Source organism: Variovorax paradoxus (assembly GCF_029919115.1).
In the GTDB taxonomy this organism is placed as follows: Bacteria; Pseudomonadota; Gammaproteobacteria; order Burkholderiales; family Burkholderiaceae_C; genus Variovorax; species Variovorax paradoxus_O.
In genome coordinates, this window is the sequence record NZ_CP123990.1 from 847,926 (window position 1) to 861,744 (window position 13,819).

A 13,819-nucleotide genomic window follows, 5' to 3' on the forward strand; every position below is an offset into this window, starting at 1 on the left:
CGGTGGGCTGCGAGTGCGCGGCGGGCGATGCGCCGACGTTAACTCACCCGCAGCACCGCATCGGCTCGCAGCGCCTGCCAGTCGATCCATTCGCCCACCGCCATGTGGTACGTGGGCGAATCGGCCGCTTCGGTTGCTCCCCATTGCAGCACAAGGCTTCTCTCGCCGATCCGCAACGAAATCTCAAAGCCGGGCCAGTGCGCGGGAATGCGCGGCGTGAGCGAGAGCATGCGGCCCTTCACGCACAGGCCCAGCAGTGTTTCAACCGAGGCGCGGTGCAGCCATGCGGCCGAGCCGGTGTACCAGCTCCAGCCGCCGCGCCCCACGTAGGGCGCCGCGCTGTAGATGTCGCCGGCCATCACGTAGGGCTCCAGTTCGTAGGCGGGCCCGCGCTCAGGATGCGCAGTGCGGTGCGCCGGGCTCAAGCCTTCGAAGCTCTGCCAGGCTGCTTCGTTGTCGCCCTGTAGTGCCTGCGCCATCAGCGCCCACACGGCCCCATGCGAATACTGCCCGCCGTTCTCGCGCACGCCCGGCGGGTAAGCCTGGATGTAGCCCGGGTTGTTGGTCGAGCGGGCGAAGGGTGGCGTCAACAGGCGCAGCAGGCCGGCCGGCTTGTCGTGCAGGCGCTCCATGACGGCGGCCATTGCCGGTTCGGTGTGCGCGTCGTCCGAGGCACCCGACAGCACCGCCCAGGCCTGCGCGATCAGGTCGATGCCGCACTCGCCGTTGGCCGACGAACCGAGCGGTGCGCCGTTGTCGAAGAAGGCGCGGCGGAACCAGGCGCCGTCCCATCCCGCGTCGTGCAGCGCGGCGATCCAGCCGCGCCGGGCCTCGTTCCACCGGGCGGTGCGTTCGTGTTCGCCGCGTGCCTCTGCAAGCGGCGCGAACTGCTCGACCACCCTGCACAGGAACCATGCAAGCCACACCGATTCGCCGCGGCCTTCATGTCCGACGCGGTTCATGCCGTCGTTCCAGTCGCCGGTGCCCATCAGCGGCAGGCCGTGCACGCCCGTCGCCAGGCTGCGGTCGATGGCAAGTGCGCCGTGCTCGAACACAGTGGCCATTCGGGCGTTCTGCTGCGGTGCGTAGTAGGCGTCTTCGGCACCGTCGGGGATGGCGGGGCCTTCGATGAAACCGGCCATGCGATCGAGTAGCGCTGTATCGCCGCTCACCTCGACATAATGCGCAATCGCGAAGGGAAGCCACAGCAGGTCATCCGAAAAATGCGTGCGCACGCCGGCGCCGCCGGGCATGTGCCACCAGTGCTGCACGTCGCCTTCAGGAAACTGGCGCGCCGCATTGATCAGGATCTGCTCACGCAGCCGCGGCGGATCGGTGAGTGCAAAGGCCATCGCGTCTTGCAGCTGATCGCGAAAACCGAAGGCGCCACCGGCCTGGTAGAAGCCGGCTTTGGACCAGAGCCGGCAGACCAGCGTCTGATAGACGAGCCAGCGGTTGACCATGGCGTTGAACAGCGGATCGGGCGTGCGCACTTGCAGGCGGCCCAGCAACTCGTTCCAGAAGCCGCGCGCCTGTGCCAGGGCGTCGGGTACGTCGCGCTCGCACCAGCGGCGTGCGAGCTCCATCGCCGCATCGGCGCTGGCGGCATGGCCGACCACGAAGCTGAACTCCGCCGTCTCGCCTGCACCGATGACGAAGTCGCCCGCGATGGCAGCGCAGGCATCGAGCCCGCCGCCTGCGCGCTGCGCCAGGGTGTCGGGCACTTCGACGATGCCGCGGCCAGCGAAGAACTCGTTCCGGTCGCAGGTCCACTGAGTGGCGCTGGACGCCCCAGCCAACAGCAGGAAAGCCGTGCTGCCGCCGAAGCCTGCGCTCGATTCACGCTGCTGGCCGAACACCGCGGGCTCGTCGTCGGGCTTCCAGCAGTGAACCGTCCGCCGTTCGCCGCGCGCGGCGCCAAGCTGCCATTCGACCATGCTAAGTGCGCGCAGGCGGCGCTGGCCAGGGCCTTCGTTGCGCACCCGCACGTGCACCAGCTTGACGGCGTCGTCGCGGGCTGCGAAGAAGGTGGTCTCGAGGGCCAGGTTGTCTTGGCGGCATTCGAAGACGGTATAGCCCTGGCCATGGCGCACTCTGTGGCTCACTTGGCCTTCATGCGTGGCGCCCTGGCCGGACGGCGTAAGCGGCAGCAGGTTGCGGGTGGCGCGGTCTTGCAGCAGGTAGTGCTCGAAGGGAGGGTCTTGTACGGGGTCGTTCGACCACGGCGTGACCTGGTGCATGCGGCTGTTGCCGGCCCAGGTAAAGCCGGTGCCCCATTCGGACACTTGGAAGCCGAAGTTGGCATTGGCAATCACGTTGATCCATGGGCGTGGCGTCCGGTGGCCGGCGTCGACCTCGAAGCGGAACTCACCGCTTTCTGCATCGAAGCTTCCAACCGGCGTTTGAGCGGGAAGGGCCGGCCCGGGTTGCGCCAGCAGCGCGACAGCGGGCAACGCCGCCGGCGCCTCCGAGCCGTCGGCTGCTGCAACAAGGCGCGCTTCGTGCAATGCCGCGACCTGCATTTCGAGCGAACGGCCGTCGGCGGTAAACACCACGCGTGCCAGCTTGGAGAGCGCGGCCCTCTCCGAAGGTGCCACCTCGTGTTCGCGCAGCAGGTAGAAGCCCGCCGAGTCGTTGCGCGGAAAACTGTTCTGGGTCTGGTGCGCAACGCGCAGGCGCAAGGCCTCGATCTCGCGCTGCAGCGGCATGAGATAGGAGTTCGGCTCGCTGTTGAGCACCACCAGGTCGCATGCCACGCCGCCGAAGCCCCACCACGGCTGCGCGCGCAGCAGTGCGTTGATGAGCCCCATGCCGTTCATCGAGTGGATGGCGACCAGCACTATGGGTTTGTCGCCCGAAATGCCGAAGCGCCACAGTTGCCGCAGGTCGATGAGCCCGCGGTCTTTCATCACGCGCGGCGTGGTGTAGGTGAGGATCGTCGTCAGGTCTTGCAGCGCGACATGGGCGCGTGCGCAGTGGCGCATGTGGGAGGCCAGTGCTTCGAAATCGCTATTGACGAAATCGATGGTTGTACGTGTGACGGACTGCGGGGTAGACATTGCAACGGGCTCCTAATACGACTCGAGCTGCCGCGCGATTGCGAGAGATAGCGAGAAAACTTTGAACGTGCCCCGACCCTACTCTTTTAATTGACCTTACAGATTGATGTTGCGCGCCTGTTTGCGTAGGAGAGGGCGCCTTGTGCGCCCTCTATTGGTCTTTTGACCTATCGATCCCGAGCCGCTTGTCAACCGGTATTGCGCAAGCCCGCAGCTACCCCGTTGATGGAAATGTGAATGCCCCGCTGCAGCCGCTCGCCGCCTTCGCCTGCGCGGTAGCGCCGCATCAGTTCGACCTGCAAATGATGCAGCGGATCGATGTACGGAAAGCGATGGCGCACCGAGCGCTGCATTTCGGCATTGCCTTCGAGCCGCTGCTTTGCGCCGGTAATGAGCGTGAGCGCATCGGAAGTGCGATGCCATTCGGTGTCGATCATCGAGAACACCTTCTGGCGCAGCTTGCGGTCGCCTACCAGGTCGGCGTAGCGCGAAGCCAGGGCAAGATCGCTCTTGGCAAGCACCATGTCCATGTTGGAGAGCAGTGTGCGAAAGAACGGCCACTGCGCATACATGCGGCGCAGCAACGCCACGCGTTCCTTGCGCGCAGCCGGTGTTCCGGCGGATGCCAGGAACTCGTCGACGCCCGAGCCAAAACCGAACCAGCCCGGTATGGTGAGCCGGCACTGGCCCCAGCTGAAGCTCCACGGCACGGCGCGCAGGTCGTCGATCTTGTGGCTCGGGTTGCGGGATGCGGGGCGCGAGCCGATGTTGAGTTCGGCAATCTCGCGGATGGGCGTAGAGCCGAAGAAATAGTCGCCGAAGCCCGGGGTTTCGTAGACCAGCTTGCGGTACGCCGCCATGCTTGCCGTCGACAGCTCGGAAGCCGCCGAAAGAAAAGTGGCGGGCGCCGACTTGCCTTGCGGCAGCAGCGTGGCTTCGAGCGTGGCGGCCACCAGCGTCTCGAGGTTGCGCCGGCCGATCTCGCGGTTGGCGTACTTCGAGCCGATCACCTCGCCCTGTTCGGTCAGGCGGATCTGGCCGCGCACCGTGCCCGGCGGCTGCGCAAGGATGGCCTGGTAGCTCGGGCCGCCGCCGCGTCCCACCGTGCCGCCGCGGCCATGGAACATGCGCAGGCGAATGGGATTGGTTTTCTTTTTCTTGTTGAGTTCGTCGAACAGCGATACCAGTGCAATGCCGGCGCGGTAGAGCTCCCAGTTGCTCGTGAAGATGCCGCCGTCCTTGTTGCTGTCGCTGTAGCCGAGCATCACGTCCTGCTCAGCGCCGGAGCGTTCGATCAGCTCTGCAATGCCGGGCAGGGCGTAGAAGGCGCGAACGATGGGGGCGGCATTGCGCAGGTCTTCGATGGTTTCGAACAGCGGCACGACGATCAGGTCGCAGGTTGCATTGCTGTTCATTGCACCGCGCAGCAGGCCCACTTCCTTTTGCAGCAGCAAGGCTTCGAGCAGGTCGCTCACCGTTTCGGTGTGGCTGATGATGTAGTGGCGGATGGCCGCCGCGCCGTAGCGTGCACGCGCCGTGCGTGCGGCCGCGAAGATCGCGAGTTCACTCTTCGCAAGCGGCGAATATTCGGCATCGGGCACGCGCAACGGACGTGCGTCGTCGAGCAGCTTGAGCAGCAATTGCTGCTTGGCTTCTTCGGCCAGCGACGCATACGAGGGCTCGATGCGCGCGGTGGCCAGCAGTTCGGCAATCACGGCTTCGTGCTTGTCGGAACTCTGGCGCAGGTCGACCGTGGCCAGGTGAAAACCGAACACCTCCACCGCCCGGATCAAGGGCCGCAGGCGTGGCGCGGCGAGCACGCTGCCGTGCTTTTCATTGAGCGACTCTTCCACGGTGCGAAGGTCGGCCAGGAATTCTTCGGCTGCGGTGTAGGGGTTTTGCGGCGGCACCGCGTGGCGCGCAGCCTCGCCGCCGGTGAGGTCGCGCAGCGTGGCCGCCAGGCGCGCGTACACGCCGGTGAGTGCGCGCCGGTAGGGCTCGTCCTTGCGGTGCTCGCTGGTGTCGGGCGAGCGCTCGGCCAGCCCCTGCATCTCGACCGATACATCCACGAGCGTGGCCGAGAGCGAGAGCTCTCCGCCGAGGTAGTGCACTTCGGTCAGGTAGTGGCGCAGCGCCAGCTCGGCCTGACGGCGCAATGCGTACTCGAGCGTTTCGGCCGTGACGTTCGGGTTGCCGTCGCGGTCGCCGCCGATCCACTGGCCCATGCGCAGGAAGGGGGCGACCGAAGGCACGACGCCGTTCTGGCCCAGTGTCTTTTCCAGGTCGGCATAGACGCGCGGAATTTCTCGCAGGAAGGTGGCTTCGTAGTAGCTCAGCGCGTTCTCGATTTCGTCGGCCACCGTGAGCTTGGAGAAGCGCAACAGCCGCGTCTGCCAGATCTGCGTGACGCGGATGCGCATCTGCGTTTCGTTCTCCGCAAACTCGAGCGGCGTGAGGGCGTCCTTGCCGCCCGCGTAGGCGCTCTGGCGAAGCTTGATTTCGTCGCGCGTGGTGAGCAGCTGCGCAATGGCGCGCTCCGCATCGAGGATGCTCTTGCGCTGCACTTCGGTGGGGTGCGCGGTGAGTACCGGCGACACATAGCTGTGCGCAAGGGAGGCTACCACCTCGTCGGGCTTGACGCCGGCCTTGCGGATGCGCGCAAGGGCGGTCTGCAGGTCGCCGTCGGCGCTCTCGCCGGCACGCTCGGCCTCGGTGCGGCGGCGAATCAGGTGCCGGTCTTCCGCCAGGTTGGCCAGGTGGCTGAAGTAGGTGAAGGCGCGAATCACGCGCACTGTTTCGGCCGCGCTCAGGCCCTTGAGCAGGTTCTTGAGTGCACGGTCGGCCGCATGGTCCGCATCACGCCTGAAAGCCACCGAGAGCGTGCGGATCTTCTCGACCAGCGCGTAGCTTTCTTCGCCCTCCTGCTCGCGGATGACGTCGCCGAGGATGCGGCCCAACAGCCGGATATCGTCGATCAGTGGCTGGTCTTCGGCTTGCCGGCGCTTGGCGGGCGCAGGAGTCTTGCTGGCTTTCATTCGATGTTTTTCCTGGACTAGAAAGGAGACGTCGCCTGCGTTGCTGCGGCGCAACATGCTAGCATTCCGGCGGTCTGAAACATGTACTTTTTGGGAGCGATCTTGAGCAACATCGTGATCGCCACGCGCGAAAGCCGGCTGGCCCTGTGGCAAGCCGAACACGTGCAAGCGCTGCTGCAAGAAAGAGGCCACACGGTCAGCCTGCTGGGAATGACCACGCGGGGCGACCAGATCCTGGACAAGTCGCTCAGCAAGGTGGGCGGCAAGGGCCTCTTCGTGAAAGAACTCGAACTCGCCTTGGAAGAAGGCCGCGCCGACATCGCGGTTCATTCGCTCAAGGACGTGCCGATGGATTTGCCCGAGGGCTTTGTGCTGGCCTGCGTGCTGGAGCGCGAAGACCCGCGCGACGCGCTGGTGTCGCCCCGCTATGCCTCGCTGGACGAACTGCCGCAGGGCGCAGTCGTCGGCACCTCCAGCCTGCGGCGCGTGGTGCTGCTGCGCGCTATGCGGCCCGACCTGCGCATAGAGCCGCTGCGAGGCAACCTGGACACCCGACTGCGCAAGCTCGACGAAGGCCAGTACGACGCCATCGTGCTCGCGGCCGCTGGGCTCAAGCGGCTTGGCCTGGAATCGCGCATCCGGGTTGCGTTCGATCCCGACACCATGCTGCCGGCCGCAGGGCAGGGCGCACTCGGCATCGAGGTGCGGGCCGACCGCGCCGACCTGATTGCATTGCTCGCACCGCTGTCGTACCGCAGCGACTGGCTGGCCACCGCCGCCGAGCGCGCGGTGAGCCGCTCGATGGGTGGCAGCTGCTCGATGCCTCTGGCGGCGCATGCGCGTTGGCAGGGGGACGGCATGTTGCGCATCGACGCCGCCTGGGGCGACCCCGAAGGAAACGCGCCGCTGGTGCGGATTCACGCCCAGGCCGAAGCGGCCGATTTCGCGCAGGCGGGCGCGCTCGGCGAACGGGCCGCGGACCTGCTGCGCGACGCTGGCGCGCACTGAGCGCGGCCGCACACAGATGGCTTCCAAGCCCGTCATCGTCACGCGGCCGGCGCGCGAGGCCGCGCAGTGGGTGGACGACTTTCGCGCTGCGGGGCTGGTTGCGGCGGCGTTGCCGTTGATCGTCATCGAACCGGCCGCTGACGCTGAGCCCCTGCGGGCCGCCTGGCGGCGACTTTCAGACTATGCCGCACTGATGTTCGTGAGCGCGGCTGCGGTGGAGCACTTCTTTTTCCATGCCGAGAAGAATGCTGTTGCGGCGCGCCCGCGCTTCTGGGCCACCGGCCCCGGCACGGCGCGTGCCCTTCGGCGCGCCGGCGTGCCCGACGAAGCCATCGACGCACCGCCGCCCGATGCCGCGAGCTTCGACTCCGAAGCCTTGTGGGAACGGGTGAAAGAGCAGGTTTCGGCGGGTGTGCGCGTGCTGATCGTGCGCGGCGGCGACGCGGCCGGCAACCCCAAGGGGCGCGACTGGCTCGCCAACGAAATCGATGCGGCGCATGGATTGCGCGACACGGTGGTCGCCTACCGCCGCCTGCCGCCCTCCTTTGGCGACGAGGAGCGCGCGCTCGCACTCGATGGTGCAGAAGGGCGTGCGGTCTGGCTGTTCAGCAGCTCGGAGGCGATCTCCAATTTGCGGCTGGCAATGCCCACGACCGGCTGGCAGGCAGCCAGCGCGGTGGCAACGCACGCACGCATCGGCGAGGCCGCGCGCGCCGCGGGATTCGGAGCGGTGCGCGTGTGCAGTCCCCAGCGTGAGGCGTTGATCGCGTCGATAGAATCCTTCTCATGAGTGCCGCGTCTCCGTCCGACGACTTGTCCCCCCCAACTGCCGCCGCGCCGGTGCCCGCAACGCTCGCGGCGCCGCAGTCGCCGGAAGCGCTGGCGGCCGCCGCAAGAACGCTCTCTCGTATCGGCTTGGGCCTGCTGGCCGTCGTGTCGCTCGCAGCACTGGCCATTGCGATTGCGCTTTGGCAGAAGGTCAGCGGCATGCAGGAGCAGTTGGCACGCCAGAGCGCGGAAGCGCAGGCGCAATCGCTCGAGGCGCGCACGCTCGCGCGGCAGGCCATGGACACCGTGCGCGACACCGCCGCGCGCGCTGCCCTCACCGAAACCCGTGTCGCCGAGGTTGCGCTGCAGCGTTCACAGCTCGAAGAACTCATGCAAAGCCTCTCGCGTTCGCGCGACGAGAACCTGGTGGTCGACATCGAATCGGCCGTGCGGCTGGCGCTGCAGCAAGCCCAGGTTACTGGCAGCGTGGAGCCTTTGCTGGCGGCACTCAAGTCCGGCGATCTGCGCATCGCGCGCGCCGCGCAGCCCAGACTCGCACCGCTGCAGCGCGCCATGCAGCGCGACGCCGACCGCCTGCGCAGCAGCGCCAGTGCCGACAGCGGCGAGGCGCTGCAGAAACTCGACGAACTGATGCGCAGCGTGGATGACCTGCCGCCGCTCAACGCCGTGGCCATGCGTGGATCCGGCGCCAATGCCTGGCAGCCGGAGCCCATTCCAGCCGACGCGGCCTGGTGGGAGCGGGCGCTGTTGACAGTGCGCGCCGAACTGCGATCGCTGGTGCGCGTTGGCCGCATCGAAAGGCCGGAGGCGGTGCTGCTGGCGCCCGACCAGACCTACTTTCTGCGCGAGAACCTCAAGCTCAAGCTGCTCAACGCACGGCTTTCCCTGCTGTCGCGGCAGGTGGATGCCGCGCGCACCGACCTCGCCACGGTTTCTGCATCGCTGAACCGCTATTTCGATCCCGCGTCGCGGCGCACGCAAGCGGCCGCCACGCTGCTGCAGCAGCTCCAGGCACAGGTGAAGACCTCCGAACCTCCGCGCATCGACGACACGCTGGCCGCGCTGGCAACCGCAGCGGCGGGGCGCTGATCATGCGGGCGGCACTCTGGCTTCTGGCGCTTTTCGCCATCGCCGCGGCGGTGGCGCTGTTCGCAGGCAACAACCAGGGCACGATCACCGTGTTCTGGCCCCCGTGGCGCGTGGATCTTTCCCTGAACCTGGTGCTGGTGATCCTCTTGGGCGCGTTCGCGTTGCTGCATCTGGCGCTGCGCGGCCTGGCGGCGCTGTTCTCTCTTCCGACCCAGGCGCGCCAATGGCGGCTGCAGCAAAAGGAACGCACGCTGCATTCGGCTTTGCTCGACGCCATGGTGCAGTTGCTGTCAGGCCGTTTCTCGCGTGCGCGCAAGGCCGCGCAAGCCGCGCTGGTGCAAGAGAAAACGCTTGCGGCCCTGGGTGCCGGCTTGCCGCAAGCGCAGCAGGTCCGCGTGATCTCGCATTTGCTGGCCGCCGAAAGTGCGCAGGCATTGCAAGACCGGCCGGCGCGCGATGCCCATCTGCAGCAGGCCCTCAATGAAAGCGTCGACCGGACTGTGCTGGCAAGCCCCGAGACGCGCGAGGGCGTGCAGCTGCGTGCTGCACGCTGGGCGCTCGAAGACCACGATCCCGCAGGCGCACTGGCCCGACTCGAAGAACTGCCGCAAGGCGTGCAGCGGCGAACGCTCGCATTGCGCATTCGCCTGAAAGCAGCCCGCCAGGACCGGCGTACGCTTGAAGCGCTGGAAACCGCACGCCTGCTCGCCAAACATCGCGCCTTTTCCGATGCCGCAGCGCAAAGCATCGTGCGTGGACTGGCCACCGAACTATTGGGCAGTGCGCATGACCCGGCGCAATTGCTCCGTGCATGGGGGGAGCTTGATGCGGCCGAGCGTGAAATGCCGGAGGTGGCCATTCACGCCGCCCAGCGCATGGTGGCCTTGCGCGGCGATCTTGCCTTGGCGCGCGGGTGGCTGCTGCCGGCATGGGAACGCATGGTCTCGCAGCCGCGCGGCCTGGGCGACGCATTGCGCGTAAGGCTGGCACGCGCGCTCGAGGCGGGGCTCGATTCGGTCGATGCCGATTGGCTCGCCCGCATTGAAACGGCGCAACGCAACAACCCGAGCGATCCCAACCTGCAATACCTTGCCGGCATGGCCTGCATGAAGCGGCAGCTGTGGGGCAAGGCCCAGCAGTTGCTCATGCAAGCGGGCCTGGGTTTGCAGGACACGGAGCTTTATCGCCGTGCATGGCTTGCGCTGGCCGAACTGGCCGAGGCCCGTGGAGACGCGGAGCAGGCTGCAGCAGCGTGGAAGAGGGCGGCGCAGGTCGAGAAGGCCTGAGCATTTGCTTGCGGCGTAGCGGCTGCTGCGGGTCGTTGCTGAAGGCAGGCTCCCTTCGTTCCCCATAAAAAAACGGCGCCAATTGGCGCCGTTTTTATTGCTGTCAGGCCCGAGGGCCTGAGCGTCTTCAGTTCACGCCTTGAGCGTCGGTCGATGCCTTCTCGAAAGGCAGCGTCATCGCGCTGAGTTCGCGGCGGGTTTCAACCAGCACCAGCGGACCTTCGTCCAGCGTGATGGCAGGCGGGCGTTCGCGCGGCACGTGCACCGGCTTCGGCTCGGCCGCAATGGCGGCGCGGGCCTGCGCAATGCGCTCGGCATCCGAGTTGACCCACTGCAGACCCGAGCTCTCGGCGATTTGCGCGAGTTCGTTCAGCGGCAGTTCGAAGGGCTGCACCTTCGGCAGCAGGGCACGGCCGTTGGCGGCGGGCTTGCTGCCGGTGCTCTTCTCGACGGCGATGGGCGCCACGACGGGTGCGGGAGCGAAGGTTGCCGCCGGTGCAACAACTTCCACAGGTGCAACGGCTTGCGCAGGTGCCACCGGAGCAGCAACGGGTGCAGGCGCCGCTGCAGGGCGGTCGAAGTAGCTCCGCGGTGCGGGTGCGCGCGTTTCTTCTTCGGGCATTGCAGCGCGGGCTTCGTTCGGCTCGGCCGCGAATGCGTTGTCGGCCGATGCGCCAGCCACGTTGGCTTCGCTTTCGTCGCGCGGGCCGCGTTCACGGCGATCACGGCCGTAACGGTCACGCGAACGGCCGCGGCGCTCTTCGCCGTCACGTCGCGGTGCCTGCTCGTTGGCATTGCCTTCGCCTTCAGCGCCTGAAGCGATGGCAGTTGTTGCCTCGTCGGCAGGTGCCCGTGCTTCGCCCTGCGCTTCGCCGTTTGCGAAACGCGGCTGGCCTTCGCCACGGCGTTCGCGGCGGCCGTCGTTGCGCTCGCCGCGCTGGCCACGTTCTTCACGGCTGTTGCGCGGTGCGCGTTCGGCTTGCGAATCGTCTTGTGCGGCGGCGTTGTCGTTGCCCGAGGCCTCACGCGGTGCATCGCTGCCATTGCGCTGTTCGCTGCGTTCGCCGCGATCAGCACGGTCGCCGCGCTCGCCACGTTCACGGCGTTCGCCGCGGGCACGCGGTGCGCGTTCTGCCGATGCGCCTTCGTCATTGCCGACAGTGGCGCCGGGTGCGAGCTGCTGCGCGTCGAGGTTGCCGTCGATCAGGTCGGCCGAAACGGGGCGTGCTTCGCGGCCTTCGCCTTCGCGGCGCTCGCCGCGGCCACCACGGCGCTGTTCGCCTTCGCGCGGGCCGCGTGCTTCACGGGGTTCGCGTTGTTCGCGGGGCTCGCGCTGTTCACGCGGCTGCTGTGCGGCGTCATTGCGCAGTTCGCTGCTGCGGCCTTCGCGGCCTTCACGTCCCTCGCCGCGGCGCTCGCCACCACGACCGCCGCGGCGGTCGCCGTCGCGGCCGCCGGAGCGGGCACCGTTTTCGCTGCGGCCTTCGCCGCCGCGGCCACCGCGGCGCTGTTCGCCATCGCGGGTTCCGCGTGCTTCGCCGTCACGGCCGCCCCGGCCGCCATCACGGCGCGCGGGCTTCGGCGCTTCCACGGGAATCACGGCCGGTGCGGGCGCCGGTGCCGGCGTGCCGCCGAACCAGCTCTTGATGCGGGCGAAGAAGCCCATTTCGGCCGGCGCGGGTGCGCTTGCCACGGGCGGCGCGACCGGTGCCGGCGCAACGGCGGGCGCGCGCACGGCTTCGGGCTTGGGCGGCACCACCGGCGCCGGTGCGTCGGGCAGCACGCCCTTGATGACCGGCGTCTGCTTGTTGGTGGGTTCCTGCGAACGGCGCGTAACGGCCGTCGGGTCTTCGATCTCGTCGGCCATCTTGTAGCTGGCTTCGATGTGGTCGAGGCGCGGATCGTCGTGCTTCAGGCGTTCGAGCTTGTAGTTCGGCGTTTCGAGCGTCTTGTTGGGCACCATCAGCACGGTGACGCGCTGCTTGAGCTCGATCTTGGCGATTTCGGGGCGTTTTTCGTTCAGCAGGAACGACGCCACTTCGACCGGCACTTGCACATGCACCGCGGCCGTGTTGTCCTTCAGGCACTCTTCCTGGATGACGCGCAGGATTTGCAGCGCACTCGATTCCGTGTCGCGGATGTGGCCCGAGCCGCCGCAGCGGGGGCAGGGGATCGACGAGCCTTCGCTGAGCGCCGGCTTCAGGCGCTGGCGGCTCATTTCCATCAGGCCGAACTTGCTGATCGAGCCGAACTGCACGCGGGCGCGGTCTTGCCGAAGCGCGTCGCGCAGCCGGCTTTCGACTTCGCGGCGGTTCTTCGACTCGTCCATGTCGATGAAGTCGATGACGATCAGGCCGCCCAGGTCGCGCAGGCGCATCTGGCGGGCCACTTCGTCGGCGGCTTCGAGGTTGGTGCGGGTGGCGGTTTCTTCGATGTCGCCGCCCTTGATGGCGCGGGCCGAGTTCACGTCGACCGAGACCAGCGCCTCGGTGTGGTCGATCACGATGGCGCCGCCCGAGGGCAGCTGCACGGTGCGGGCGTAGGCCGATTCGATCTGGTGCTCGATCTGGAAGCGGCTGAACAGCGCGGCATCGTCGCGGTAGCGCTTCACGCGGGCGGCATGCTCGGGCATGACGTGCGCCATGAACTGCTGCGCCTGGTCGTAGATGTCGTCGGTGTCGATCAGGATGTCGCCGATGTCGTGATTGAAATAGTCACGAATGGCGCGAATGACGAGCGAGGATTCCTGATAGATCAGGAAGGCGCCCTTGCCGCCCTTGGCCGCGCCGTCGATGGCGCTCCAGAGCTTGAGCAGGTAGTTCAGGTCCCACTGGAGTTCGGGCGCCGAGCGGCCGATGCCGGCGGTGCGCGCGATGATGCTCATGCCCTTGGGGTACTCGAGCTGGTCCATCGCCTCCTTGAGCTCGGCGCGGTCGTCGCCCTCGATGCGCCGGCTCACGCCGCCGCCGCGCGGGTTGTTGGGCATCAGCACGACATAGCGGCCGGCCAGCGAAATGAAGGTGGTGAGGGCCGCGCCCTTGTTGCCGCGTTCTTCCTTCTCGACCTGGACGGTCAGTTCCTGGCCTTCCTTGATGACGTCCTGGATGCGTGCCTGGTTGGCGGAAACGCCTTCGGCAAAGTATTGCTTCGAGATTTCCTTGAACGGCAGGAACCCGTGGCGGTCTTCACCGTAGTCGACGAAACAGGCTTCCAGCGAGGGCTCGACGCGCGTGACGACGGCCTTGTAGATGTTGCCTTTGCGCTGTTCGCGCCCTTCGATCTCGATTTCGTAGTCGAGGAGCTTTTGCCCGTCGACGATGGCCAGGCGGCGTTCTTCGGCCTGCGTGGCATTGATCAGCATCCGCTTCATGATGCGTTGTCCTTATATGTATCGTTCTACAGGCCCATGACGGGCCAACGATGCACGGACGACGCCCGCGAAACGAGGGGAATTGCCGCTTGGCCCCGGATGCTGTCACTGCCGCGGCAAGCGCGAACAGGCCTCTTGAACGTCAGTTCAAGAAGACAGCCGGGGTGGGGGCGCGTGGATGGG

7 protein-coding genes are annotated in these 13,819 nt (G+C 67.2%); 4 read left to right on the plus strand and 3 right to left on the minus strand.

Going from position 1 to position 13,819, the window contains the following annotated elements:
* Nucleotides 1-38: 38 nt before the first annotated feature.
* Together QHG62_RS04035 and ppc are read right to left on the minus strand one after the other, a co-directional pair.
* Nucleotides 39-3,059: a GH36-type glycosyl hydrolase domain-containing protein gene (locus QHG62_RS04035; RefSeq protein ID WP_281149558.1), complete on the minus strand. Its 3,021-nt coding sequence runs from the start codon at nt 3,057-3,059 to the stop codon at nt 39-41.
* A 188-nt stretch (nt 3,060-3,247) separates the two neighbouring features.
* Nucleotides 3,248-6,094: a phosphoenolpyruvate carboxylase gene (gene ppc / locus QHG62_RS04040; protein WP_281149559.1), complete on the minus strand. Its 2,847-nt coding sequence runs from the start codon at nt 6,092-6,094 to the stop codon at nt 3,248-3,250.
* An 81-nt stretch (nt 6,095-6,175) separates the two neighbouring features.
* On the opposite strand from ppc, the gene hemC reads away from it, so the two are divergent.
* Genes hemC through QHG62_RS04060 form a run of 4 tightly spaced genes read left to right on the plus strand, consistent with a single transcriptional unit; the run spans nt 6,176 to nt 10,266 of the window.
* A complete protein-coding gene (gene hemC, locus QHG62_RS04045; protein WP_281149560.1) occupies nt 6,176-7,102 on the plus strand; it encodes a hydroxymethylbilane synthase in 927 nt (308 codons plus the stop codon).
* Nucleotides 7,103-7,118: 16 nt separating this feature from the next.
* A complete protein-coding gene (locus tag QHG62_RS04050) occupies nt 7,119-7,892 on the plus strand; it encodes a uroporphyrinogen-III synthase (protein WP_281149561.1) in 774 nt (257 codons plus the stop codon).
* Nucleotides 7,889-8,980, plus strand: coding sequence for a uroporphyrinogen-III C-methyltransferase (locus QHG62_RS04055; RefSeq protein ID WP_281149562.1), 1,092 nt, complete (start codon nt 7,889-7,891; stop codon nt 8,978-8,980). Before QHG62_RS04050 ends, QHG62_RS04055 begins: the two co-directional genes overlap by 4 nt.
* Nucleotides 8,981-8,982: 2 nt before the next feature.
* Complete coding sequence (locus tag QHG62_RS04060) at nt 8,983-10,266, plus strand: heme biosynthesis HemY N-terminal domain-containing protein (RefSeq protein ID WP_281149563.1); 1,284 nt, start codon at nt 8,983-8,985, stop codon at nt 10,264-10,266.
* A 127-nt stretch (nt 10,267-10,393) separates the two neighbouring features.
* Here QHG62_RS04060 and QHG62_RS04065 read toward each other — a convergent pair whose 3' ends face one another.
* A complete protein-coding gene (locus QHG62_RS04065; protein ID WP_281149564.1) occupies nt 10,394-13,636 on the minus strand; it encodes an Rne/Rng family ribonuclease in 3,243 nt (1,080 codons plus the stop codon).
* Between the last annotated feature and the right edge of the window lie 183 nt (nt 13,637-13,819).